19 protein-coding genes are annotated in these 24580 nt (G+C 71.3%); 10 read left to right on the forward strand and 9 right to left on the reverse strand.

Annotation, left to right across the window (positions count from 1 at the left end; genetic code table 11):
* Positions 1–326: 326 nt before the first annotated feature.
* Positions 327–2303, forward strand: coding sequence for a threonine--tRNA ligase (gene thrS / locus ACTVAJ_RS07505; protein WP_470387335.1), 1977 nt, complete (start codon positions 327–329; stop codon positions 2301–2303).
* A 169-nt stretch (positions 2304–2472) separates the two neighbouring features.
* Here thrS and ACTVAJ_RS07510 read toward each other — a convergent pair whose 3' ends face one another.
* From ACTVAJ_RS07510 to ACTVAJ_RS07530, 5 genes are all read right to left on the reverse strand, one after another.
* A complete protein-coding gene (locus ACTVAJ_RS07510; protein WP_470387336.1) occupies positions 2473–2631 on the reverse strand; it encodes a hypothetical protein in 159 nt (52 codons plus the stop codon).
* Between the two features lie 111 nt (positions 2632–2742).
* Positions 2743–3420, reverse strand: coding sequence for a hypothetical protein (locus ACTVAJ_RS07515; protein ID WP_470387337.1), 678 nt, complete (start codon positions 3418–3420; stop codon positions 2743–2745).
* A 793-nt stretch (positions 3421–4213) separates the two neighbouring features.
* On the reverse strand, positions 4214–5371 hold the full coding sequence (locus ACTVAJ_RS07520; protein ID WP_470387338.1) for an acyl-CoA dehydrogenase family protein: 1158 nt from the start codon (positions 5369–5371) through the stop codon (positions 4214–4216).
* A complete protein-coding gene (locus ACTVAJ_RS07525) occupies positions 5368–7461 on the reverse strand; it encodes an acetyl/propionyl/methylcrotonyl-CoA carboxylase subunit alpha (protein ID WP_470387339.1) in 2094 nt (697 codons plus the stop codon). The genes ACTVAJ_RS07520 and ACTVAJ_RS07525 overlap by 4 nt, the downstream gene beginning before the upstream one ends.
* Before the next feature lie 7 nt (positions 7462–7468).
* Positions 7469–9079 (reverse strand): carboxyl transferase domain-containing protein, encoded by a 1611-nt coding sequence (locus ACTVAJ_RS07530; protein WP_470387451.1) that lies wholly within the window; start codon positions 9077–9079, stop codon positions 7469–7471.
* Positions 9080–9214: 135 nt separating this feature from the next.
* Here ACTVAJ_RS07530 and ACTVAJ_RS07535 point away from each other — a divergent pair, with 135 nt between their 5' ends.
* Both ACTVAJ_RS07535 and ACTVAJ_RS07540 read left to right on the forward strand, forming a co-directional pair.
* Positions 9215–9829, forward strand: coding sequence for an SACE_7040 family transcriptional regulator (locus ACTVAJ_RS07535; protein ID WP_470387340.1), 615 nt, complete (start codon positions 9215–9217; stop codon positions 9827–9829).
* Between the two features lie 97 nt (positions 9830–9926).
* The gene (locus ACTVAJ_RS07540; protein WP_470387341.1) at positions 9927–11399 is read left to right on the forward strand and encodes a catalase; all 1473 of its coding nucleotides are present in this window, start codon (positions 9927–9929) and stop codon (positions 11397–11399) included.
* Positions 11400–11456: 57 nt separating this feature from the next.
* Here ACTVAJ_RS07540 and ACTVAJ_RS07545 read toward each other — a convergent pair whose 3' ends face one another.
* On the reverse strand, positions 11457–12494 hold the full coding sequence (locus ACTVAJ_RS07545; RefSeq protein ID WP_470387342.1) for an alpha/beta hydrolase: 1038 nt from the start codon (positions 12492–12494) through the stop codon (positions 11457–11459).
* Between the two features lie 148 nt (positions 12495–12642).
* Complete coding sequence (locus ACTVAJ_RS07550) at positions 12643–12996, reverse strand: hypothetical protein (protein ID WP_470387343.1); 354 nt, start codon at positions 12994–12996, stop codon at positions 12643–12645.
* A 266-nt stretch (positions 12997–13262) separates the two neighbouring features.
* On the opposite strand from ACTVAJ_RS07550, the gene ACTVAJ_RS07555 reads away from it, so the two are divergent.
* Positions 13263–14639 carry an NAD(P)/FAD-dependent oxidoreductase gene (locus ACTVAJ_RS07555; protein WP_470387344.1) on the forward strand — a complete coding sequence of 459 codons (1377 nt, stop codon included), beginning with the start codon at positions 13263–13265 and terminating at the stop codon, positions 14637–14639.
* A 232-nt stretch (positions 14640–14871) separates the two neighbouring features.
* Here ACTVAJ_RS07555 and ACTVAJ_RS07560 read toward each other — a convergent pair whose 3' ends face one another.
* Entirely contained in the window at positions 14872–15162 is a 291-nt protein-coding gene (locus ACTVAJ_RS07560; RefSeq protein WP_470387345.1) for a metal-sensitive transcriptional regulator, read from the reverse strand.
* A 267-nt stretch (positions 15163–15429) separates the two neighbouring features.
* Here ACTVAJ_RS07560 and ACTVAJ_RS07565 point away from each other — a divergent pair, with 267 nt between their 5' ends.
* From ACTVAJ_RS07565 to ACTVAJ_RS07585, 5 genes are all read left to right on the forward strand, one after another.
* Positions 15430–16860 (forward strand): hypothetical protein, encoded by a 1431-nt coding sequence (locus ACTVAJ_RS07565; RefSeq protein ID WP_470387346.1) that lies wholly within the window; start codon positions 15430–15432, stop codon positions 16858–16860.
* Between the two features lie 147 nt (positions 16861–17007).
* Positions 17008–17628, forward strand: a complete 621-nt coding sequence (locus ACTVAJ_RS07570) for a DUF4126 domain-containing protein (RefSeq protein WP_470387347.1) — start codon at positions 17008–17010, stop codon at positions 17626–17628.
* 94 nt (positions 17629–17722) lie between these two features.
* Entirely contained in the window at positions 17723–18397 is a 675-nt protein-coding gene (locus ACTVAJ_RS07575; protein WP_470387348.1) for an HAD family hydrolase, read from the forward strand.
* Between the two features lie 264 nt (positions 18398–18661).
* Positions 18662–20683, forward strand: coding sequence for an acetoacetate--CoA ligase (locus ACTVAJ_RS07580; RefSeq protein ID WP_470387349.1), 2022 nt, complete (start codon positions 18662–18664; stop codon positions 20681–20683).
* An 83-nt stretch (positions 20684–20766) separates the two neighbouring features.
* The gene (locus ACTVAJ_RS07585; protein WP_470387350.1) at positions 20767–22023 is read left to right on the forward strand and encodes a heparan-alpha-glucosaminide N-acetyltransferase domain-containing protein; all 1257 of its coding nucleotides are present in this window, start codon (positions 20767–20769) and stop codon (positions 22021–22023) included.
* A 166-nt stretch (positions 22024–22189) separates the two neighbouring features.
* Here ACTVAJ_RS07585 and ACTVAJ_RS07590 read toward each other — a convergent pair whose 3' ends face one another.
* On the reverse strand, positions 22190–22867 hold the full coding sequence (locus ACTVAJ_RS07590; RefSeq protein WP_470387351.1) for a hypothetical protein: 678 nt from the start codon (positions 22865–22867) through the stop codon (positions 22190–22192).
* A gap of 242 nt (positions 22868–23109) precedes the next feature.
* Here ACTVAJ_RS07590 and ACTVAJ_RS07595 point away from each other — a divergent pair, with 242 nt between their 5' ends.
* Entirely contained in the window at positions 23110–24498 is a 1389-nt protein-coding gene (locus ACTVAJ_RS07595; RefSeq protein WP_470387452.1) for a sugar porter family MFS transporter, read from the forward strand.
* Positions 24499–24580: the final 82 nt, after the last annotated feature.

The raw sequence follows: 24580 nt of genomic DNA on the forward strand, positions 1-24580 counted from the left end.
ACCGATCTTCGGGGGTTGATCAATGCTCCACGGTGGGAGCGTCACCGATCCCGGGAATATCGTGACGATCCATGACAGATTAGGTATGGATCGGCGCCGCGGCTTCTTCCTCCTTCTTCGTGGGGGTGTGTCCTGAGACCGTCTCTCACATCCGAAATCATCCGACCGAATCGAGCGCCGAGACCCGTGGTGCGGGCCCCCGTCGGCCTGTGGACAACGCGAAGCGTCGCGTACGCGGAGCCGATACCATCGGACGCGAAACGCCTGGCCGCCCGCACGCGGCGGTCCCGGCGCCGACCACCAACCACGCATCCCTAGGAGTCACCGTGTCCGCCGCGCCTGAGCTGCACATCACCCTCGCCGGAACCCCGCGTGCGGTGGCGGCCACGACCACGGCGGGGCAGGCCCTGGAGGCCGACGGCAGGACCGTGATCGCGGCGATGGTCAACGGCGAGCCGCGCGACCTCAGCCGCGAACTGGCCGACGGCGACGTGGTCGAGCCGATCGCCGTCGACTCCGAGGAAGGGCGGGCGATCCTGCGCCATTCCACCGCCCACGTCCTCGCCCAGGCCGTCCAGGAACTCTTCCCCGAGGCCAAACTGGGCATCGGCCCGCCCGTGGAGAACGGTTTCTACTACGACTTCGATGTCGCCGAGCCGTTCACCCCCGCCGATCTGAAGAGCATCGAGAAGAAGATGCAGCAGATCATCAAGCAGGGGCAGCGTTTCGACCGCAGGGTCGTCTCCGACGAGGAGGCCCGCGCCGAACTGGCCACCGAGCCGTACAAGCTCGAACTGATCGGTATCAAGGGCAGTGACGCGGCCGAGGCCGCCGAGGGCGCCGGCGTCGAGGTCGGCGCGGGTGAGCTGACCGTCTACGACAACATCCACCCGCGCACCGGCGAGCAGTGCTGGAAGGACCTGTGCCGGGGTCCGCACCTGCCCACCACCAAGGTCATCCCGGCCTTCAAGCTCATGCGCACCGCCGCCGCCTACTGGCGGGGCAAGGAGACCAACCCCCAGCTCCAGCGGGTCTACGGCACCGCCTGGGAGAACAAGGACGCGCTCAAGGCCTACCTGACCTTCCTGGAGGAGGCGGAGAAGCGCGACCACCGCAAGCTCGGCTCCGAACTGGACCTGTTCTCCATCCCGGACGAGATCGGTTCGGGGCTGGCGGTCTTCCACCCCAAGGGCGGTGTCATCCGCCGGGTGATGGAGGACTACTCGCGCCAGCGGCACGAGCAGGGCGGCTACGAGTTCGTCTACTCCCCGCACGCCACCAAGAGCGCCCTGTTCGAGAAGTCGGGCCACCTGGACTGGTACGCGGACGGCATGTACCCCCCCATGCAGCTCGACGGTGGTCAGGACTACTACCTGAAGCCGATGAACTGCCCGATGCACAACCTGATCTTCGACGCGCGCGGGCGCTCCTACCGAGAACTGCCGCTGCGCCTGTTCGAGTTCGGCACCGTGTACCGGTACGAGAAGTCGGGTGTGGTGCACGGCCTCACCCGGGCCCGCGGCTTCACCCAGGACGACGCGCACATCTACTGCACCAGGGAGCAGATGGCGGACGAGCTCGACTCGCTGCTGACCTTCGTGCTGGACCTGCTGCGCGACTACGGCCTGGACGACTTCTACCTGGAGCTGTCCACCAAGGACCCGGAGAAGTACATCGGCGACGACCACGTCTGGGCGGAGGCCACCGAGACCCTGCGCCAGGCGGCGGAGAAGCAGGGCCTGGAACTGGTCATGGACCCGGGCGGTGCCGCGTTCTACGGCCCGAAGATCTCCGTGCAGGCCAAGGACGCCATCGGTCGGACCTGGCAGATGTCCACCATCCAGCTGGACTTCAACCTGCCCGAGCGCTTCGATCTGGAGTACACCGCGGCGGACGGCTCCCGTCAGCGCCCGGTGATGATCCACCGCGCCCTGTTCGGCTCCATCGAGCGGTTCTTCGCCGTGCTGCTGGAGCACTACGCGGGCGCCTTCCCGGCCTGGCTGGCCCCGGTCCAGGTGGTCGGTATCCCGATCGCCGACGAGCACGTGCCCTACCTGCACGAGGTCCGGGCCAAGCTGCGGGCCGAGGGCATCCGGGTCGAGGTGGACGCCAGCGACGACCGGATGCAGAAGAAGATCCGCAACGCCCAGAAGCAGAAGGTTCCCTTCATGCTGCTGGCTGGTGACGAGGACATCAGCAAGAACGCGGTGTCCTTCCGCTACCGCGACGGATCGCAGAACAACGGAGTGCCGGTCGACGAGGCGGTGGCCGAGATCGTGGCCGCCGTACGCGAACGACGCTGACCCGGGCACGCGAGCGCCCACCCGGACGGTTCCGGGTGGGCGCTCGCCCTGTGTGCGGGGCCACTCGGGGCCCGTGCCGTGTCCGGGCCGCCATCCGGCGATTGCCGGAGGAAATCGTGCCCGAGGTTTCGGGGCCGGTTCGGCCGCCTCACACGGCGGGAACGGTGGGTCAGCGCTCGGTCCGGGGCGTCGGCGGCTCGTCGTCCCTGAAGAGTTCCGCACGGGAGATCTGGGCCGTGGCGTTGGGGTCCGGCGCGGTCTGCTCCTCGTCGTCGTCCTTGAAGAGCTCCGCCCGGGAAATGCGGTGCGTGGCGTTGGGGTCGCTCATGGGGATGGTACTCCTTGTGCTTTGGGGCAAGCCGGATTTTATCCGTCCTTCACACCTGGCACAGCATGTTCCGCCCCACGTACACGCTGTTGTGACGTGGGCGACCGGTGCTCAACGGCCGGTCGGGCGTTCCTGCCAGGCCGCCGTCGGAACCCGGCCCACGAGGTCGATCAGGTAGTCGGCGGCGGTGAGCGCCCGGTCGGGATCCAGTCGCATGGGCGCCCAGGTCAGGATGTGGTCACCGGAGAACCGCACGGGAAGGGACCGGGAACGGGCGTCGGCCAGCAGCCAGGCCCTGGTCGCCCGGTCCAGGACCGCGCGGGTGAACGCGGCGTCGCTGCCCGAGGCGTGGAAGGTCAGATCGAACGCGGCGTCGATCGGCTCGGCGCCGTCGGAGGCGGAACGGGGCACCACACGTCGGCGGATCTCCAGCTCCGCGTTGGGACCCGGTGTGCGCACGGCCACGATCCGGTACGTGTGCCGTGAGCGGCCGGTGCCCCTCCGGTCGGCCGCCGACGCCGAGTGCGTGTACTCGAACGCGGTCACCAGATGGGTTCCGCGTCTGCCGGTCAGTACGTGCTGGGAGCGCGCGTGCTGGCCGTGGACGGCACGGGGGAGCACCGTGTCCTCCAGGGGGTGCGGATGGTGGTCGGTGTAGTGCCATCCGTGCTCACGGGCCCAGGAGCGGAGCTCGGCCGCGCGGTCCTTGCGGAAATGCGCGGCGACCGTGATCACGGCCGCCGACACCACGACGGCCACCAGCGCGATCACCGACAGAGCGCCTTCCATCCGGTGTCTCCTCCGGCCGGGGAACGTGGAACGGCCGCACACCCGTGGCGGGGGCCGCCGCGCGCGGTCCGGGTGTGGGCCCGGTATCAGGGGGCCCGGCCGTGGGAGTCCATTCTGTGCTGATCGTGGGTGCTTGTCACCCCTTCCGGTGGTGCCCCCTCCGCTCCCGGGGCTCACCCACGTCCCGGGCGGTTCCCGGTCCCGCGCGGACACCGCTGGGCATCGGCGCCACAAGGGGCCCGTGCCCCGCTGCCGTTCGCGTGACCACCGCCATGACCAGCGCGTTCGCGTCCCCGTTCGACGGGCGCCCCATGCTGCGTTCGTGCTGCGTGCACTGTGTGTTCACCCGGCGGGTACGGAGGGTTCGGGTTGTCCGGAACCGGCCACGGACGATGGCCGGACGCCCGGGGCCCGCACGGCACGCCGGCGCGGGCCGCCGGGGAACTGGTCGAGGGGTGGCCGGCTTCGCACCCCCGTGGGCCCGGCCCGACCCCTTCCAGGCCGAAGGGACCATCCCCCCGCCCGGGTGAACACCGTGCGGCCCTCCGCTACCCGATGGCCTCACTCCCGCGCGGCGGCGCCGGGATCAGCCGCGGCAGCGACCGGCCCGTGAGCGCCGAACACGGTACCTGGCCCGCCGGACATCGTGTGTTCTGCGCCCGGGCGGCACGCTCGCGCTCCCCGGGCCGGTCCGGGGAGCGCGAGCGGAACCGGCCCCCGGATCAGCCGAACGGAACATAGACGGAACAGACCCCCGGAACCGGCGGTTCCGGGGGTCTGTCCTCGCCCTCGATCAGGCCGGAAGGCCCAGCTCACGGGCGATGAGCATCTTCTGCACCTCGCTGGTGCCCTCGCCGATCTCCAGGATCTTGGCGTCCCGGTAGAAGCGGCCCACCGGGTACTCGTTCATGAACCCGTATCCGCCGAACACCTGCGTGGCGTCGCGCGCGTTGTCCATCGCCGCGTTGGAGGCCACCAGCTTGGCGATCGCCGCCTCCTTCTTGAACGGCTCGCCCGCCAGCATCCGGGACGCGGCGTCGTAGTAGGCCAGCCGCGCGGTGTGCGCCCGCGCCTCCATCTCGGCGATCTTGAACTGGATCGCCTGGTAGTGCCCGATGTGGTGGCCGAACGCGCTCCGCTCGTGGGCGTAGCGCACGCTCTCGTCCACGCAGCCCTGGGCGAGCCCCACCGACAGCGCCGCGATCGCGATGCGCCCCTCGTCGAGGATCCGCAGGAACTGCGCGTACCCCCGGCCGCGCTCACCCACCAGGTTGGCCTCCGGCACACGGCAGTCCTCGAACACCAGTTCGTTGGTGTCGGAGGCGTTCCACCCCACCTTCGAGTACTTCTGGCCCACCGCGAACCCCGGCGTCCCCCTGGGCACCAGGATCGACGAGATCTCCGGCCGACCGTCCTCGCGCCGACCCGTCACCGCCGTCACCGTCACCAGCGCCGTGATGTCGGTCCCCGAGTTGGTGATGAACGACTTGGTCCCGTTGATCACCCACTCGCCGTCCTCCAACCGCGCCGTGGTCTTGGTCGCGCCCGCGTCCGAACCGCCGTCCGGCTCGGTCAGTCCGAACGCCCCGAGCGCCTCACCCGAGCACAGCCTGGGCAGGTAGGTCTTGCGCTGCTCCTCACTGCCGAACCGGAAGATCGGCATCGCGCCCAGCGACACGCCGGCCTCCAGCGTGATCGCCACCGACGAGTCGACCCGGGCCAGCTCCTCCAGGGCCAGGCACAGGGCGAAGTAGTCCCCGCCCATACCCCCGTACTCCTCAGGGAACGGCAGCCCGAACAGCCCCATCCGCCCCATCCTGGCGACGACCTCGTAGGGGAAGGCGTCCCTCTCGTAGTAGTCGCCGATCACGGGCGCGACCTCGGAGCGGGCGAACTCCTCCACCGCGGACCGGAGGTCCTCGTGCTCGGTCGACAGCTCATGGCGGTTCATCGTGTGTTCTCCTCGCTGGTGGCGGGGGCGGGATCGGACGGGTCGGCGGCGGTGGCCTCCGTCCCGTCGGGTGTGACGGTCACCAGGACGGCGTCCATCGGTACGGACGCGCCCGGCCGGACCGCCACCTCGGTGACGGTCCCGTCGATCGGGGAGGGCACGGAGTGCTCCATCTTCATGGCCTCGACGACGGCCAGCGCCGTGCCCGCCGTGACGCGTCGGCCCACCTCGACCGGGACGGCGAGCACCGTGCCCGGCATGGGGCTGCGCACGGTGCCGTCGGCGGCGGCCTCGTCGTCGCGCAGGGCGGCGGCCACGGGTTCCTCGTGCAGGGTCCACGCCACGCCGTCGGCGCCCAGCCAGCGGTGGGCGGTGGCCTCGTCGTGGGCGCGGATGTAGGAGCGCGTACGCCCCGCGTGGGTGACGGTCAGCCGTCCGCCGTCGGGGGAGCGGCGGGCGCGGGCCGCGACGGGCGCGGCCTCCTCCCCGTCCACCCGCACCTGGTACGACCCGCCCGCCACCCGGCGCACGTACACGACCGCGGAGTCGTGCCGGGGCGCGCGCAGCCGCCACCGCGTCCACGCCGGGCCGCCCATCCGCCACCCGTCGGGGACGGCGAACCGGTCGGCCGTGGCGGCGGGCTCCAGGTCGAGCTGGTGGTCCAGGGCGGCGGCCACGTAGACCTCCTCCGGGACGCGGTCCGGAGCGGCTTCGGGGGGATCGGTCGCGATGAGGTCGGTGCTCAGGTCCCCGGCCACGACACGCGGGTGGCGGAGCAGGCGCCGCAGGTAGGCGGTGTTGGTGACACAGCCCAGCAGCAGGTACCCGGCCAGGGCCGCGTCCATCCGGCGCAGCGCCTCGGCGCGGTCGGGGCCCCACGTGACCACCTTGGCGAGCATGGGGTCGAAGGCGGAGGTCACCTCGCCGCCCTCGGCGATCCCCGAGTCCACCCGAACCCCGTGGCCGGAAGGCTCGGACAGGGCCAGGATCGGTCCACCGCTCGGCAGGAAGCCCCGGTCGGCGTCCTCGGCGTAGATCCGCGACTCCACCGCGTGCCCCTCGAAGCCCACGTCGTCCTGGCCGAACGACAGGGGGTCTCCCAGTGCCACGCGCACCTGGAGTTGGACGAGGTCGACGCCGCGGACACCGCCGATCGTCACGACCTCCTCGGTGACCGGGTGCTCGACCTGGAGGCGGGTGTTCATCTCCAGGAACGAGAAGGACAGTTCCCCGTCGTCCCCGGACTCGGCGATGAACTCGACCGTGCCCGCTCCCCGGTACCCGCACGCCCGGGCGGCGGCGACCGCGGCCCGGCCCATCCGCTCCCGCTGGGCTTGGGTGAGCAGCGGCGAGGGCGCCTCCTCGACCACCTTCTGGTGGCGGCGTTGCAGACTGCACTCGCGCTCGCCCAGGTGCACGACGTTGCCGTGGCCGTCGGCCAGCACCTGGACCTCGATGTGGCGGGGACGCTGGACCAGGCGTTCCACGAGCAGCGTGGCGTCCCCGAACGAGGCCAGTGCCTCCCGGCGCGCCGCCGCCGCGTCGGCCAGCAGCGTGTCGGGGGAGTGGACGGCACGCATCCCCTTGCCGCCCCCGCCCGCGGAGGGCTTGATGAGCAGCGGGTAGCCCGTGGTCTCGGCCGCCACCACCAGCTCCTCGTCCGACAGCGGCCGTCCGGGCTTCTCGGTGAACCCGCCCAAGACGGGCACCCCGGCGGCGGCGACGGTGTCCTTGGCGCGGATCTTGTCGCCCATCGCCTCGATCGCCGAGGCGGGCGGGCCGACGAACACCAGGCCCGCGTCCGCGCAGGCCCGGGCGAAGTCGGCGTTCTCGGACAGGAACCCGTAGCCGGGGTGGACCATCGTCGCCCCGGCCTCCAGGGCGGCGGCGACGATCGCCGGGGCGTCCAGGTAGCCCTCGACCCGGAGGGCCTGGTCGGCGGCCAGGGTGTGCGGCGCGTCGGCGTCGGCGTCGGTGTACACCGCCACCGATCCGATCCCCATCCGCCGCAGCGTGCGCAGGATTCTCAGGGCGATCTCGCCCCGGTTGGCGACGAGTACCGTCGCCGTGGGTACGGAGGTCGTGGTCACGGGTTCCTCACATCCGGAAGACGCCGTAGCCCACCGGCTCCAGCGGCGCGTGGCGGGCGGCGGACAGGGCCATGGCGAGCACCTCGCGGGTGTCGACGGGGTCGATGACGCCGTCGTCCCACAGGCGGGCGGTGGAGTAGTAGGGACTGCCCTGCTCCTCGTACTGGTCGCGGATGGGCGCCTTGAACGCCTCCTCGTCCTGGTCCGACCACTCCTCGCCCCGGGCGGACAGCTGGTCGCGGCGGACGGTGGAGAGCACGGACGCGGCCTGCTCGCCGCCCATCACCGAGATCCGGGCGTTGGGCCACATCCACAGGAACCGGGGGGAGTAGGCGCGGCCGCACATGCTGTAGTTGCCCGCTCCGAAGGACCCGCCGACGACCACGGTGAACTTGGGGACGCGGGCGCAGGCCACGGCGGTGACCATCTTCGCGCCGTGCTTGGCGATCCCGCCCGCCTCGTAGTCGCGGCCGACCATGAAGCCGGAGATGTTCTGGAGGAAGACCAGGGGGATGCCGCGGCGGTCGCACAGCTCGATGAAGTGGGCGCCCTTGAGCGCCGACTCGGCGAACAGGATGCCGTTGTTGGCGATGATCCCGACCGGGTGGCCGTGCAGGTGTGCGAACCCGGTGACCAGGGTCGTGCCGTACTCGGCCTTGAACTCGGTGAACTCGCTGCCGTCGACGATCCGGCCGATGACCTCGCGCACGTCGTAGGGGGTGCGGGTGTCGGAGGGGACCACCCCGTACAGCTCCTCGGGGTCCAGCGCGGGCGGGCGCGGCTCGCGCGTCTCCCAGGCCGGGGGACCGGGCGGCCCCAGGGTGTCGGCGATGCGCCGCACGAGGGTGAGGGCGTGGGCGTCGTCGTCGGCCAGGTGGTCGGTGACGCCGGAGACGCGTGAGTGCAGGTCGCCGCCGCCCAGTTCCTCGGCCGTGACGACCTCTCCCGTGGCGGCCTTCACCAGCGGGGGCCCGCCCAGGAAGATCGTGCCCTGCTCGCGGACGATGACCGCCTCGTCGCTCATCGCCGGAACGTAGGCGCCCCCGGCCGTGCACGAACCCAGCACGGCCGCGATCTGCGGGATGCCGAGCCGGGACATGGTGGCCTGGTTGTAGAAGATCCGCCCGAAGTGCTCGCGGTCGGGGAACACGTCGTCCTGCATCGGCAGGAAGGCGCCCCCGGAGTCGGCGAGGTAGACGCACGGCAGGCGGTTGTGCAGAGCCACCTCCTGCGCACGCAGGTGCTTCTTGACCGTCATCGGGTAGTAACTGCCGCCCTTGACCGTGGCGTCGTTGGCGACCACGACCACGGGACGGCCGGCCACCCGGCCGACGCCCGCGATCATTCCCGCCCCGGGCGCGTCCTGTCCGTCCCTCCCGTACAGGCCGTGGGCGGCCAGCGGGGAGATCTCCAGGAACGGGGAGCCCGGGTCGAGGAGGAGGTCGACCCGGTCGCGCGGCAGGAGCTTGCCGCGTTCGACGTGGCGTGCCCGGGTCTTCTCGGGGCCGCCCAGAGCCGCGGTGGCGATCCGCTCGCGCAGCTCCAGGGCGAGGGCGCGGTTCGCCGCGTCGTTGGCGGCGAACCCGGGTCCGGCGGTGTCGACCGCCGAACCGAGCACGGATGCCCTGCTCATGGTGTCCTCTCGTGGAGGGATGTTAATGCTCACTAACTCTTGTGATGTTAATAACTACTAACATAGGTGTCCAGAGGCGGGGGCGGCGCGCCTCCGCGGAATCGACGGGAGGCGGGACGGATGGGGCCGAGACCGACGGTCGAACGCCGGACGGCGATCCTGGGCGCGGCGGCCGAGCTCTTCGCCGAACGCGGGTACCGGGGCGTGACCATCGACGAACTCGGCCGGGCCGTGGGCACCACGGGACCGGCGCTGTACCGGCACTTCCCGGGAAAGGAGGCCCTGCTCGGCGAGGTCCTCGTCGACATCAGCGAACGTCTCGCCCAGCGCGGTACGGAGCTCGTGTCGCGCGCCTCGACCCCGGAGGAGGCCCTGGAGCTGCTCCTGCGCGGCCACATCGCCTTCGCCCTGGACGAACCCGCGCTGATCACCGTCCACGACCGGGAACTGGGCAACCTCACGGAGGCGGACCGCCGCCGGGTCCGCCGACTGCAACGCGGCTACGTGGAGGAGTGGGTGGGCGTACTGGCCGCGCTGCGTCCGGAGGCCTCGCGCGTCACGCTGCGCGCCGCCGTCCACGCCACCTTCGGACTGCTCAACTCCACCCCGCACAGCCTGGGTGAACTGCCGCGCGACCGGATGGCCGGACTCCTGCTGGCCATGGGCACCGCCGCGCTCACCGTGCCCGAACAGCCGCCCCCCGCCGGGGCTTTGGGCCCCGCGCCCGCGCGTTGAACCTACCTTGACCGGCCTCCGGGTAGGGCACGCCCTGGAGGCGCCCCGGGGACCCCGAACCCCGGGTGCGCGAGAGCGTGAACGAGGGGGGAGTTCCATGGTCGAGGGACCTGGACGAAGCGGCGCACCGATCACCACCACCAACGCGGGTACGCCCGTGGCCAGCGACGAGCACTCGCTGAGCGTGGGCCGGGACGGGCCGCTGGTCCTGCACGACGCCTACCTGATCGAGAAGATGGCGCACTTCAACCGGGAACGCGTCCCGGAACGGGTGGTGCACGCCAAGGGCAGCGGCGCCTACGGGACCTTCCGGGTGACCAACGACGTCAGCGAGTTCACGCGGGCGGACGTGTTCCAACCGGGCCGGCAGACCCCGATGCTCGCGCGCTTCTCCAGTGTCGCGGGCGAGCTCGGCAGCCCGGACACCTGGCGGGACCCGCGCGGATTCGCGCTGAAGTTCTACACCCGCGAGGGCAACTACGACATGGTCGGCAACAACACCCCGGTGTTCTTCATGCGCGACCCGCAGAAGTTCCAGGACTTCATCCGCTCCCAGAAGCGCGACCCGCGCACCGGCCTGCGCGACAACACGATGCAGTGGGACTACTGGTCGCTGTCCCCGGAGTCGGCGCACCAGGTCACCTGGCTCATGGGTGACCGGGGCATCCCGAAGAACTTCCGCCACATGAACGGCTACAGCTCGCACACCTACATGTGGGTCAACGCCGAGGGCAGGCGGGCGTGGGTCAAGTACCACTTCGTCACCGACCAGGGCGCCGACTTCCTCACCCAGGCCGACGCCGACCGGCTCGCCGGGACCGACGCCGACCACTACCGGCGCGACCTGTACATGGCGATCGAGCGGGGCGACCACCCGTCGTGGACGCTGAAGGTGCAGATCATGCCGCTGGAGGACGCGGCGGACTACCGGTTCAACCCCTTCGACCTGACCAAGGTGTGGCCGCACGGCGACTACCCGCTGATCGAGGTCGGGCGGATGACGCTGGAGGAGAACCCGGAGAACCACTTCATCCACGTCGAGCAGGCGGCCTTCGAGCCGTCGAACCTGGTGCCGGGCGTCGGTCCGTCCCCGGACAAGATGCTGCTCGCCCGCCTGTTCTCCTACCCCGACACGCACCGGTACCGGATCGGCGTCAACTACGACGAACTCCCGCCCAACCGGCCGCGGGTGCCGGTGCGCTCCTACGCCAAGGACGGGCGGATGCGCTCCTACCCGCCGGGGACCGGCCAGGTGTACCACCCGAACTCCTTCGGGGGCCCCGACGCCGGGGACCAGACGGGGGTGGACCCGACGGGCTGGCAGGTCGAGGCCGGCGAGCTGGTCCGCGAGGCCTACAGCCAGCACCGGGACGACGACGACTTCGTCCAGCCCCGGGCGCTCATCAACGACGTGATGGACGACGCGGCCAGGGCGCGCCTGGTGTCCAACATCGCCGGACACATGTCCACGGTCACCGACCAGGGAGTGCTCTCCCGCGCGCTGAAGTACTGGCGTGACATCGACTCCGACGTCGGCGAGCGCGTGGCCACCGAGCTCAACGGCGGCTGAGCGGGAACACCGCAGCGGGGCCGCGGGTTCTCCCGCGGCCCCGCCGTGTACCTCCCGTCACGACCCCTGTGGCCGCCCCGCCCCGGCGGAGGGCGCCGACCGGCGGTCCTCCGCGCGCTGGCGCGGTACGGCGGCCGTGGTCTCCAAGGCCTCACCGAGGAAGTCCGCCGCGAGCACGAGCGCGGCCCGGTTGGCGTGGGTCTCGCGCAGGGCGTCCAGCATCATGAAGTCGTGGATCATGCCCTGGAAGCGCACCGCCGTCACCGGGACCCCGGCCTCGCGCAGCCTGTTGGCGTAGGCCTCTCCCTCGTCGCGGAGCACGTCGGCCTCCCCGTTGAGTACCAGGGCGGGCGGCAGGTCGCGCAGCTGGTCGATCGAGGCGCGCAGGGGTGAGGCGGTGATCTCGGCGCGCTGGTCCGGATCCTGGGTGTACTGGTCCCAGAACCAGATCATCCCGTCCCGGTTGAGGAAGTAGCCGGTGGCGAACTCCCGGTAGGACCCGGTGTCGAAGTTCGCGTCGGTGACGGGGTAGAACAGGGCCTGCCCCCGTAGGTGCACGTCACCGCGCTCCTTGGCCATCAGGGTCATCGCGATCGCCATGTTGCCGCCCACGGAGTCCCCGCACACCGCCATGCGCTGGGCGTCCAGGCCCCTGTCGGCGCCGTGGCGCGTCACCCACCGCGCGACGGTGTAGTTCTGCTCGATCGCGGTCGGGTACCTGGCCTCGGGTGAGCGGTCGTAGTCGGGGAAGACCACCGCGGCCCCGGTGCGGACGGCCAGTTCCCGCACGAGACGGTCGTGGGTGCGCGAACTGCCGAAGACCCACCCGGCCCCGTGGATGTAGAGGATCGCCGGAAGCACCCCGGTGGCGCCGGACGGCCGGACGATGCGCACCGGAACCTGCCCCGTCGGTCCTCCCGAGATCGTGGTCCACTCGGAGTCGACGTCGGGTTTCATCACTCCGTAGCCGCTCTGGACGTTCTCCAGGACCTCGCGGCCCTCATGGGGCGGCAGCTGGTAGATGAACGGTTCCGTGGAGTTGGCGTCGGCGAACGCGCGTGCCGCGTCCTCCAGCACGATCTTGCTTTCGGTCATCGCTGTGTCTCCCGTGGGATGGGAATCGGTGTCGGATCGGTGCGGCGCGACCGCGCCGCGGTCACACGTGCGGTGTGCGGTGCGAGGTGTCCCGGCGCGCGGCACCCCCCGGGGCGTCCGCCTCGGGGGGTGCCGCGGGACCCGCGGCTCAGACCAGGCCGCCGACGGGGTCGGTCGCCTCAAGGGTGCCGAGCGGATCGTCCGTCGCGAGCAGCTGCCCGATCACCGCCAGCGCGTCGGGGTCGCCGAGGAGCTCGACCGCCTCCGGGTCGCCGAGGAGCTCGACCACCGCCGGGTCCTCCAGCAGGGCCGCCGCCTCCGGGGACAGCTCGGGGACGTCCCCGGTCGCTCCCTCGGCGGTCTCGGTGACCCCCTCGGTGGTCTCCTCCACCGTCTCCACCGGGTCGTCGTCCGTTGGCTGCGCGAGGGCGCTTCCGAGCCCGGCGACGGACAGCCCCCCGGCCAGTGCCGAGGCGACGGCGATCTTGGTGAACGCACGCATACGCGTTCCCTGCTCCCTTCGGTCTCACGTGATTGCGCATTCTGTGATCGCACAACCACACATAGTTAACAAGTGTCCGTCTTGTTGGGTCATGTGTGGGGCAGGAGATTCTGAAGCACCCGTATGGCTTTCCAGGCCACGGACAACGGTCGACCAAGGCGCGCAAACCTCTCGTGCGGGTCGTCGCCGCGGAGCCGTACGGACACCCGCTGACGGGTACGCCCGCGTTCGGTGGTGACCAGACGCGCAGAAGGAACGGTGAACTGATGTCTCGGCCTCGGATCGTGGTGGTCGGAGCGGGTTTCGGCGGGCTCCACACCCTGCGTCACCTCGAACGCCGGATCCCGAGGGGGATGGCCGACCTCGCCCTCGTCGCTCCGCACGACTACATGCTCTACAGCCCGTTGCTGCCCCAGGTCGCGTCCGGGCTGCTCACGCCCCAGTCCGTGGCGATGTCCGTGCACCGGCTCACCCGCGACACCAGGCTCATCCCCGGACACGCGGTGGGGGTCGACACCGAGGACCGGATGGTCGTCGTCCGGCGCTCGACCGGCGAACTCACACCGTGCCCCTACGACCGCCTGGTCCTCGCGCCCGGCGGGCTCACCCGCTCCTTCGACATCCCCGGCCTGACCGAGCACGCCTACGGGGCCAAGACCCTCGCCGAGGCCGTGCTCCTGCGCGACCACGTACTCGCCCAGCTGGAGTTGGCCAACGACAGCCGCGACCCGATCGAGCGTGAGGAGCGCTGCCGGTTCATCGTGGTCGGGGGCGGCTACACCGGAGTGGAGACCGCGGCCTCGCTGATGCGGCTCACCGAGGAGGCCGCGCGCCGGTACCCGGAGCTGCGGTCGGCGATCAGCTGGCACCTGGTCGACATCGCACCCAAGGTCCTGCCCGAACTCGGCGACCGGCTCGGCCGCAAGGCGCTCGACATGCTGCGCGGTATGGGAATCGAGGTCAGACTCAAGGTCACCGTCCGCGAGGTCACCGCCGACAAGGTCGTCCTGACCGACGGTCGGGCCCTGCCCTGCCGCACCCTCATCTGGACGGCCGGAGTCGCGCCGAGTCCGCTCATGGAGACCCTGGACAGGCCCACGGAGCGCGGGCGGCTGGAGGTCGGCACCGACCTGAGGGTCCCCGGCCTCGATGACGTGTTCGCGCTCGGCGACGCGGCCGCGGTCCCCAACCTCGCCCACACGGAGCACGCCTACTGCCCGCCGACCGCGCAGTACGCCAGCCGGCAGGCCGCCACCGTCGCGGCGAACGTGGTCTCCTCCGTCCTGGGGCGCCCGCTCCAGGAGTTCCGGCACCGCGACATGGGGCTGGTCGTGGACCTCAGCGGCAGGGAAGCGCTGGCCCGCGTACTCAAGTTCGACCTGAGCGGTCCGCCCGCGCTCGCGGCCACGCGCGGCTACCACCTGGCGTCCGTGCCCTCCACGCCCGCCCGGGCCCGGATCCTGGCCAACTGGGCGATCCGCGCCTTCACGGGGGGCGAGGTGTCCCGGCTGGGGTTCGCGGACGACGGCAGGCCGTCCTCGTTCGTGGACAAGGAGGCCGTGGACTACCTGGACGTGGACGCCTCGCGACGGGAGGGCGCCCGCCTGACGGAGAACCTGCGCGCCCGTTACGGCGAGGACTGAGGGCACGGGCCTGGGGGTTGCCCGTCACCGGAAGTGGCCGTCGACCGCGGGCGCCCGCACGGCCACGCGCGCCCGTTCCCGGTCAGCGCGAGGAGCACGCCCCCCGATCCGGAGCGGAATTCCCGCGGGAGCGGCTGTTCTTCCGGGGAGCTGAGGGGGACGGGGCGGCGGGGGACATGCCGCCCGCTCGGCTCACCGCACGAGCCCCGGCGGAGTCCGCGGGCGCCGCAGGTCAGGAACGGACCAGCCGGGCGATCGCGTCGGAGGCCTCACGGACCTTCTCGTCGGCCTCCTCGCCGCCACTGGCGACGGCGTGCGCGACACAGTGCTTGAGGTGCTCGTCGAGCATGGACAGCGCGAAGGAGCGCAGTGCCTTGTTCACCGCCGAGGTCTGGGTGAGGATGTCGATGCAGTACTGGTCGTCCTCGACCATGCGCTGGAGGCCGCGGATCTGGCCCTCGATACGGCGCAGTCGGTTGATGTGACTCTGCTTGTCGTTGCTGTAGCCGTGCGTTGCCGCCATGTCGCCGTTTCCCTGTCGTCCCTGTTCAGATGCGATGAGTATACCCCTACACGGTATTCAACGACGGAGGGTTCGGATGCGTTCCTCCGGTGCGGGTGGTCGGGGTGCGTGTGCGCCGGTTCTCGGGTCCGGCTCTTGAAGTTTGCCCGAACTTGACGCGTGTCGTCGTTCGGCCCCTCGGGCCCGCTCGTGTCGGCTGGCTACCGTTGGACGGTCTGGCCAGCCGTAACTACATAGGGTGATTCTTTGAATACTCTTCGTGAATCCGTGGTGAGAAGGGCCCGGACAGGCGCCGTCGCGTCGGTCTCGGCGCTGACGGCGTCCGGGTTGATCGTCGTCGGCGCCGCCCTCGGTATGCCCGGGGCCGAGGCCCAGCCCGCGACGCCCTACGCGACGAGCACGTGGGCCCAGCTCACGCTGGGCCCGGACGTCTACGGTTCCGGCGCCGTGACGGGCAGCCGGGGTGTGGTCGAGGTCGGAGGCACCGACGCGACGGAGGAGTGGGTCATCGGCTCCCCGCCGGCGTCGGTGATCGACGACAACGTGCCCTCCGCGACGGGGACCGCCGTCGTCGAGACCACGCTCAACCCGTCGAGCGCGCGGGCCAGGGCGGACGGGGCGTTCACCCAGCTGCTGGTGCCGCAGCCCGAGGGTACGGGCGGGCCCGCCCAGGTGGTCGTGAACGAGGGGACCCCGGCCGCGGGCGGACTCACCCAGATCCTGGACGTCGCCACCTGGCAGAACAGCGTCAACTGCACCTACCCGTTCGACCCCATCTTCCTCACGGCCGCGGTGTCCGTGTCGGTCTTCGGGCAGTCGGTTCCGGTCTCCCAGCAGCTCCAGACGACCACCCTCGACTTCACGGGTGACTACGGTCCGGGGACGTCCGGTGTCCGGGTCCTCGTGACCAGCCAGCAGGTCCAGGAGGTCCAGGGCAGCCGGGGTCACGCCGAACTCGCCCTGTCGGCCACGGCCCGGGTCCTCGACGAGAGCGGACAGCCCACCGGGGAGGAGGTCGCACTCTTCGACCTGATCCTGGGCGACGTCACGATGGACTGTGCTCCGCTGGACCCGTCCCCGAGTCCGGAGCCCTCGCCGTCTCCGAGTCCTTCCCCGAGTCCCAGTCCTGAGCCGAGTCCGGAGCCGTCTCCGGAGCCCTCGCCGTCTCCGGAGCCGAGTCCTTCCCCGAGTCCCAGCCCTGAGCCCAGCCCGGAGCCGTCTCCTGAGCCGAGTCCTGAGCCGAGTCCTGAGCCGAGTCCGGAACCGTCGCCGTCTCCGGAGCCCTCACCGGAGCCGAGTCCGGAACCGAGCCCTGAGCCCAGTCCGGAGCCGTCGCCGTCTCCGGAGCCCTCACCGTCTCCCGAGCCGCGTCCGACGCCGTCGCCGACGGATGATCCGTACTACCCGTACGACTCCCACCGGCTCTCCTACGAGGACGACCGGCCGGTGACCGACGCCGGATCCCGTGCGGGTGCCGAGTCCGACTGGGGCATCGGGTCCGACGGCGAGACCGAGTTCGGCCAGCCCGAGTTCGGCGAGGACGGCGCCGAGAAGCGCGTCGTGGGCCACTCCGAGGGTGACTTCGGTGACCGGCTCGCACTGACCGGGACCGGGATCGCCGCCATGGTGGTCGCCGGACTCGTGGTCGCCTCCGCAGGTGTCACCGCGCTGGTCGCGGCCCGGAGGCGCCGGGGCTGATCCGGCCGGATCCGGGGTGCGGACCGCCGGTCCGCACCCCGGATCGAAACCACGGGCGGCGCGTGTGCGTCAACACGTGTACACCGGCGTAGGGAGGGGGCGTACCGCGGGTGCGCCCCCTCCGCCACGGAGACACGAAGGAAGCGCATGATCGCCACCCTCACCGGCCTGGGGCTGTCCTCGGCGTCGGGACTGAACGCCTACATCCCCCTCCTCCTGGTCGGCCTGCTGGCCCGCTTCACCGATCTCGTCCCCCTCGGTTCCACCTGGTCGTGGCTGGAGCATCCCGTCACCCTCGTGAGTCTCACCGTCCTGCTGGTGGTCGAGTTCACCGCCGACAAGGTTCCCGCCCTGGACAGCCTCAACGACGTGGTCCAGACCGTGGTCCGCCCCTCCGCCGGAGGCGTCACGTTCGGTGCGGGCGTCGCCTCCGTCGAGCTGTCCGACCTGGGCGCCACCGCCGCCGGTGACGGTGTGGACTGGAGCGCGGTCCTGGCGGGTGTCGTCGTCGCGCTCGTCTTCCACGTCCTCAAGGCCGTGTCCCGGCCGGTGGTCAACACCCTGACCGCCGGAGTGGGCGGCCCGGTCGTCTCCGTGGTCGAGGACGTCGTCAGCGCTGTCACGGCGGTCCTGGCGCTTCTGCTGCCGATCCTGATCCTCGTCGTGTTCCCCGGGATGGTCCTGACCGGTGTCTGGGCCGTGCGGCGCAGGCGTCGGCTGAGGGCGCGGCGGCGGGAGGAGCGCGCCGCGGAACCGGACGTGACCTGAGACGGTCGGAAGGGGGCGTTCGGGCACCCGAGCGGGCGGCGGGGTGGCCAACGACGCATTCCGGTGCGGTCGCACTGCCCATACAGTGCTCACAATGGCTGAGACGACTTTTGACCGACGCGACATCACCCACATCGTCTGGGACTGGAACGGCACCCTCCTGGACGACAACCACGCCAACCTCGCCGCGGTGAACGCCGTGTGCGCCAGGTTCGGCCGCGCCCCGGTGGAGATGGAGTACTGGCGCTCCGTGTTCCGGCGCCCCCTCGTCCCCTGCTACGAGGACCTGCTGGGCCGCGCCTTCGAGGACGGGGAGTGGGAGGCGGCCGAGGAGCTCTACGACCGCAGCTACCTCGAACACCTGCCCGGCTGCACGCTGGCCGACGGTGTGCCGGACGTCCTGCACGACTGGTCCGGTGGCGGGGGCACGCAGTCGCTGCTGTCCATGGCCTCCCACGGGCACCTGGTCCCGCTGGTCGCCGAACGGGGGCTCGACGCGCACTTCACCCGCGTGGACGGCCGCCGGTTCGCGACCGTGAAGGACTCCAAGGCCGAGCACCTGGTGCACCACCTCGACCAGCAGGGGATCGACCCCGCCAAGGTCGTGCTGGTCGGGGACATCGACGACGACGCGCGCGCCGCGCACGAGGCCGGGGCGAACGCGCTCCTGGTCGCCAGCGGGCTCATGGCCCGGGAGCGGTTGGAGGCCACGGGGGCTCCCGTCGTCGACTCGCCGGTCGACGCCGTCGCGGCCCTGCGCGGCGCCTGACCCCGGGTCACTCCATGTGACGTCCGGTCATCCCATCAAACGGCCCTCCCGTGGTCGTCAAGGTAGCTGTCCCACTCCCTCGCTCCGGTCTGTGGGTGGACCCTCCACACCTTCCACACACCCGTGGTGACCTGCGATCCCGTCGATGGATCCGCCTCCCGCCCCGCCCTCCGTAACGCCGAGGGCGGGTCGGGAGCCCGACCACACGGTGGTGTTATATGGGTCTCACATCCACACACAGCCATGCGACTGGGAGGCTGGCCAATGACGGAGAGCAGTGGGCCCCGTGTGCTCTGGGAGCCGGACGAGGCCACGGCCGACTCCTCGAACATCGTGGCGTTCGCCCGCTGGGCGGCGGAACACAAGGGGGTCCGCGCCTTCGGTGAGGGCGTGACCACTCTGGAGACGTTCGACTACGACGCCCTGTGGCGGTGGTCGGTCACCGACGTCGAGGGGTTCTGGCAGGCCATCTGGGAGTACTACGGCGTCTGGTCGCAGACCCCGTACGAGAGCGTCCTCGCCGAGCGGGTCATGCCGGGTGCGCGCTGGTTCTCCGGCGCCACCCTCAACTACGCCCGGCACATCTTCGACGGCCGCGACGACGACGCGGTCGCCATCCGCCACGCGACCGAGCTGCGCCCGCTCGGCGAGTGGACCTGGGGCGAACTGCGCCGCCGCACCGCCGCGATCGCCGCCGGTCTGCGGGAGCGCGGTGTGGGCCCCGGCGACCGGGTGGTCGCCTACCTGCCCAACCTGCCCGAGACCGTGGCCGCGTTCTACGCGGTCGCCTCCCTCGGCGCGGTGTGGTCCTCCTGCTCGCCGGACTTCGGCGTGCGCAGCGTCATCGACCGGTTCGCGCAGATCGAACCGAAGGTGCTCCTGGCCGTGGACGGGTACCGCTACGGGGGCAGGGACTTCGACCGCCGCCCGGTCGTGGCGGAGCTGCGCGAGGCCCTGCCCACCGTCGAGCACACCGTGCTGCTGGACTACCTCGCCCCCGGCGCCGGGCTGGAGGGCACCGAGTCCTGGGCCGCGCTGGAGGGCTCCGCGTCCGCCGACGGCGTCGAGCCCGAACTGGAGTTCACCCCCGTCCCCTTCGACCACCCCCTCTGGGTGCTCTACTCCTCCGGGACCACAGGACTGCCCAAGGCCATCGTGCACGGCCACGGCGGAATCCTCCTCGAACAGCTCAAGAACCTCCACCTCCACCTGGACGCTCGTGAGGACGACCGGGTCTTCTGGTTCACCACCACGGGCTGGATGATGTGGAACTTCCTGGCCAGCGTGTTGCTGACCAGGGCGTCCATCGTCCTGTACGACGGCAGTCCCGCGGCTCCGGACCTCGGTGCGCTGTGGGACCTCGCCGAGCGGGCGGGGATCACGGTCTTCGGCACCAGCGCGGGGTTCCTGTCGTCCTGCATGAAGGAGGGCGTGCGTCCGCGCCAGGGGCGTGACCTGTCCTCGCTCCGCGCGATCGGCTCCACCGGCTCCCCGCTCAGCCCGGAGGCGTTCGCCTGGGTGTACGAGGAGTTCGGCGACGACCTGTGGCTGTTCTCCACGAGCGGCGGTACGGACGTGTGCAGCTGCCTGGTCGGCGGCACCCCCACGCTTCCGGTGTACGAGGGCGAGATCCAGTCCCGGGCACTCGGCTTCGCCGTGGCCTCCTGGGACCCGGACGGCAAGGAGCTCGTCGGCGAGGTCGGCGAGCTGGTGGTCACCGAACCGGCCCCGTCCATGCCCGTCCGCTTCTGGGGTGACCCGGACGGCGAGCGGCTGCGCGACAGCTACTTCTCCGTCTACCCGGGAATCTGGCGGCACGGGGACTGGATCGAGATCACCGACCGGGGAACCGCGATCATCTACGGCCGCTCGGACTCGACCATCAACCGCGGCGGCGTGCGGATGGGCACCAGCGAGATCTACCGCGCCGTCCTGGCCCTGGACGAGGTCGTCGACGCGCTCGTCGTGGACGTCCCCCAGGGCGACGGGTCCTCGAAGATCGAACTGTTCACCGTCCTGCGCCCCGGCGCCGACCTGGAGGGCGACCTGCCCAAGGAGATCGCCCGCCGGGTGCGCACCGACTGCTCGCCCCGGCACGTGCCCGACCGCGTCCGTGTGATCAGCGCCGTTCCCCGCACCCTGTCGGGCAAGGTCCTGGAGGTCCCGGTCAAGCGGATCCTCATGGGGGAGAGCCCCGACAAGGTGGTCAGCCGCGACTCGCTGGCCAACCCGGAGGCGCTCGACTACTTCACCCGGCTCACCAACCGTCCGTCCGACCAGGACTGACGTGTCGGCCTCCCCCGCGGGTGCGGCAGGCCACGCGCCCGCGGGGTTGGGCCGGGGGAAAGTATGGGCATAGCCTGACGAACGTGGCCCAGAACCGATCTGACGACAGCCCCAGAGCCGCCACCGGCTCCACGGTCCCCCGCCCCCGGATCGACGGTATCGACGCCGCCCGAGCCCTCGCCGTGTTCGGGATGTTCACCGTGCACCTGGGAGTGGCCTCGGTCGGGCTGCTGCCCGAGGACGGCGCCACCGGCCTGCACATGCTCGTGCGCGGCAACTCCTCCGCGCTCTTCGCCCTCCTCGCCGGACTGTCCCTGGCGTTCATGACCGGCCGCACCACGCCCGCGGACGGTGACGCGCTGCGCGGCGCGACCGTGCGCATCGTGACCCGCGCGGTGGTCATCGGGCTGCTGGGCGTCCTCCTCGACCTGATGGGCGTGCCCGTCGCGATCATCCTCACCTACTACGCGGGCTACTTCCTGCTGGCGCTGCCGCTGGCCCGACTCCGCGCCGGGGCGCTGTGGGCGGTCGCCGGTGCGCTCGCGGTCCTCGGCCCCCCGGTGTCCTTCGCGCTGCGCTCGGCCATGGGTGTCCCCGAACCCCGGCTCTCCTCGCTCGGTTCGGTCACCGAGTTCCTCCTGACCGGCTACTACCCGGCGATCACCTTCATGGCCTTCGTGTACGCGGGTATGGCGCTGGGCCGCACGGACCTGACGGCCGCGGTGGTGCGCTGGCGCCTGCTCGCGGCGGGCGCGGGGTTGAGCGTGTTCGCCTACGGGGGGTCGTGGCTCCTGCTGTACCCGCTGGGCGGGCTGGACCGTCTGGCGTTGGCGGGCGGTTGGGCGACGGTGGGCCGTCCCTCGGACACGGTCACCGACGCGGTGCTGCTGGAGTCGCTGCGCGCCCGGGCGGAGGAGGAGATGTACTCCGTCTCCGGCCAGGTGCCGACGGACAGTTGGTGGTGGCTGGCGGTGGGCACACCGCACACCGGCACCACGTTCGAGATCGCCCAGGCGGTGGGGCAGGCGCTCATCGTCATCGTGGTGTGCGTGTGGCTGGCCGAGCGCGCGCGCTGGCTCATGTACCCGTTGTCGTCGGTCGGGCGGATGCCGCTGACCGTCTACACCGGCCACCTGTTCGCGATCGCCGTCGTCATCAGCCTGTCGAGCGGGGAGTGGCGTACCCCCTGGCTGCTGGAGGGGTTCGTCCTGGGGGCGGTCGTGTTCGCGGTCCTGTGGCGGATCGCCGTGGGACGGGGGCCGTTGGAGTCCCTCCTGGGCACGATCGCCGACGGCGTGGACGTGAGTGTGGCGGAGGCCCGGCGGGCGAGGAGCGGCTGAGGCCCGCCCCCGTTCCCGGAACGGTCACCCCGGGGTCTGGCCCGGGTGCCGACGGGGTTCGTGTGGACGCGGCTGCGCCGGAGGTGCCCGCCCCACCGCGCAGCGGCTCCCCGGCGGCGGGCGACCGTCGGGTTCCAACGAAGCGGAGACCCGGGGAGTACACCGCCTACGCCCGGTCGGGGCGGGTGATGTGGTCGGCGGTCCGGTCCCGGTGGGCCAGGGAGTCGGTCGTGGTCCGGGTGTTCTGCCGGATCAGCCGTCGCGCGTCGTCGGCGGCCGACCGCGCCACCTCCGGGCGCGCCACCGGACGGTGGGCGACCTCGGCGTCCTCGGGCAGGCCGAGGTCCACGGGCAGTCCCGCGCGGCTGATCACCCGCAGCTGCGCCGCCTCCTGGGACTTCGAGGGGCGGATGTCCCCGTCCGGGGTGCGCCAGGCGCTCAGCCGGGTGCGCAACCAGTCCGTTCCCTCCGCGCCCTGTTCCCACGGTGTCTGGTCGGGACGGTGGGCCAGCGCGTGCCGCACGTCGGCCAGGGTCCACCCGGCGGAGAAGAACCGCCCCGTCTCCTGACGCAGGGACGGGAAGTCGACGCGACGCAGGGACGGGTCCTCGCGTCGCAGCCACTCGCAGGCGGCGTGGACGTCGTGCGGTGTGTGCCGGGGCCGGTTGAGCGGATCGGCCTGGGGCCCGCGCAGCAGCGCGTCGTCCACGGTCACGATCACCTCGCCGCGGCGGGTGTCCCAGATGCTGACCTCCTCGCGCGCCCAGCCCTGGGAATCCACGAGCGCCGTGGCCATCCTGCGCAGGTCGATCTGGTCGTCGCTGCTGATCCGGAACTCCGCCATGCCCACAGGCTACTGGCGCCCGTGCGTGTGATGCAGATCACCTGATGCCGCTTCGGGGTCGTGGGCGGCATGTCTTGTGTTTATTCCTTGGAAACAAGGTTTCAGGGAAGTGCCTGACTTGTGCCCTGGGTCACTGATTTGTTTACACTTCTTGAAGTTGTGAACGTCGTTGATCGGCGTTTGCCTCAAGTTGACGATGGCAAGGAGATCACGTGAGTACCACGTCACCGGCGAAACCGAGGATGTCGGCCGGTCCACACCTGCGTTACGTCGTCTTCATCGCCGCGGCGGCGGCGATGGGCGGCTTCCTCTTCGGCTACGACAGCGCCGTGATCAACGGGGCGGTCGAGGGGATCCGGGGCAGGTTCGGTGTCGGGTCGGGTCTGCTCGGCGTGGTCATCGCCATCCCCCTGCTCGGTGCGGCGGCGGGTGCCGTGGTCGCGGGCCGCCTGGCCGACCGCGTCGGCCGGCCCAGGGTCATGCAGATCGCCGCGGTGCTGTTCACGGTCAGCGCGTTGGGCTCCATGCTGCCCGTCGCGGTGTGGGACCTGGCGTTCTGGCGGGCGCTGGGCGGTGTGGCCATCGGTATGGCCTCGGTCATCGCTCCGGCCTACATCGCCGAGGTGGCCCCGGCCGCCTACCGGGGGCGGCTCGCCTCGTTCCAGCAGGCCGCGATCGTCCTGGGCATCGCCGTCTCCCAGCTGGTCAACTGGGCGCTGCTCGGCCTCGCCGGGGGTGAGCAGCGCGGCACGCTGATGGGTTTGGAGACCTGGCAGGTCATGCTGGGCGTCGAGGTGCTCCCGGCCGCCGTCTACGGACTGCTGGCGCTGCGCATCCCCGAGTCGCCGCGCTATCTGGTCGCCCGGGGGCGCGGGGACGAGGCCAAGCGGGTGCTCGCGACGATCGAGCCCGCCGGGGTCGACCTGGACGCCGAGGTCGACCGGATCGGCGAGCGGATGCGCAGTGAGCACAGGTCCACGCTCCGCGACCTGCTGGGCGGCCGCGCCGGTCTGCTGCCCATCGTGTGGGTCGGTATCGGCCTGTCGGTCTTCCAGCAGCTGGTCGGTATCAACGTGATCTTCTACTACAGCTCCTCGCTGTGGCAGTCGGTCGGGATCGATCCGAGCGGCTCGTTCCTCTACTCGTTCACCACGTCGATCATCAACATCGTCGGCACCGTGATCGCGATGCTGCTCGTCGACCGGGTCGGCCGCAAGCCGCTGGCCGTCGTGGGTTCCGCCGGTATGGCCGTCTCGCTCGGCCTGGCGGCCTGGGCGTTCTCCTTCATGACCGAGGTCGACGGCGCCATCGCCCTGCCCGACCTCCAGGGTGCCGTCGCCCTGGTCGCGGCGCACGCCTTCGTGCTCTTCTTCGCCCTGTCCTGGGGCGTGGTCGTGTGGGTGATGCTCGGCGAGATGTTCCCCAACCGCATCCGGGCCGCCGCCCTCGGCGTCGCCGCGTCCGCGCAGTGGATCGCCAACTGGCTGATCACCGTCAGCTTCCCCTCGCTGTCGGACTGGAACCTGTCGGGTTCCTACGTTCTGTACGCGCTGTTCGCCCTGCTCTCGATCCCGTTCGTCCTGCGGTGGGTGCCCGAGACCAAGGGCCGCTCGCTGGAGGAGATGGGATGAGTCCGGTCTAGACCGCACCCCTCGCCTCGCTGGGTGGCCTCCGAGCGCGAGGGGCGATTTATCGGGGTTTTCGCGGTCAAGT

This window comes from Nocardiopsis sp. KDC1DS13DA1, assembly GCF_055632325.1.

Bases quoted from the DNA above. Each gene is read 5' to 3' on its own strand.
- ACTVAJ_RS07510 (WP_470387336.1), bottom strand. From the start codon at position 2,631: ATGAGCGACCCCAACGCCACGCACCGCATTTCCCGGGCGGAGCTCTTC.
- ACTVAJ_RS07515 (WP_470387337.1), bottom strand. From the start codon at position 3,420: ATGGAAGGCGCTCTGTCGGTGATCGCGCTGGTGGCCGTCGTGGTGTCG.
- ACTVAJ_RS07520 (WP_470387338.1), bottom strand. From the start codon at position 5,371: ATGAACCGCCATGAGCTGTCGACCGAGCACGAGGACCTCCGGTCCGCG.
- ACTVAJ_RS07535 (WP_470387340.1), top strand. From the start codon at position 9,215: ATGGGGCCGAGACCGACGGTCGAACGCCGGACGGCGATCCTGGGCGCG.
- ACTVAJ_RS07540 (WP_470387341.1), top strand. From the start codon at position 9,927: ATGGTCGAGGGACCTGGACGAAGCGGCGCACCGATCACCACCACCAAC.
- ACTVAJ_RS07545 (WP_470387342.1), bottom strand. From the start codon at position 12,494: ATGACCGAAAGCAAGATCGTGCTGGAGGACGCGGCACGCGCGTTCGCC.
- ACTVAJ_RS07550 (WP_470387343.1), bottom strand. From the start codon at position 12,996: ATGCGTGCGTTCACCAAGATCGCCGTCGCCTCGGCACTGGCCGGGGGG.
- ACTVAJ_RS07555 (WP_470387344.1), top strand. From the start codon at position 13,263: ATGTCTCGGCCTCGGATCGTGGTGGTCGGAGCGGGTTTCGGCGGGCTC.
- ACTVAJ_RS07560 (WP_470387345.1), bottom strand. From the start codon at position 15,162: ATGGCGGCAACGCACGGCTACAGCAACGACAAGCAGAGTCACATCAAC.
- ACTVAJ_RS07570 (WP_470387347.1), top strand. From the start codon at position 17,008: ATGATCGCCACCCTCACCGGCCTGGGGCTGTCCTCGGCGTCGGGACTG.
- ACTVAJ_RS07575 (WP_470387348.1), top strand. From the start codon at position 17,723: ATGGCTGAGACGACTTTTGACCGACGCGACATCACCCACATCGTCTGG.
- ACTVAJ_RS07580 (WP_470387349.1), top strand. From the start codon at position 18,662: ATGACGGAGAGCAGTGGGCCCCGTGTGCTCTGGGAGCCGGACGAGGCC.
- ACTVAJ_RS07590 (WP_470387351.1), bottom strand. From the start codon at position 22,867: ATGGCGGAGTTCCGGATCAGCAGCGACGACCAGATCGACCTGCGCAGG.
- ACTVAJ_RS07595 (WP_470387452.1), top strand. From the start codon at position 23,110: ATGTCGGCCGGTCCACACCTGCGTTACGTCGTCTTCATCGCCGCGGCG.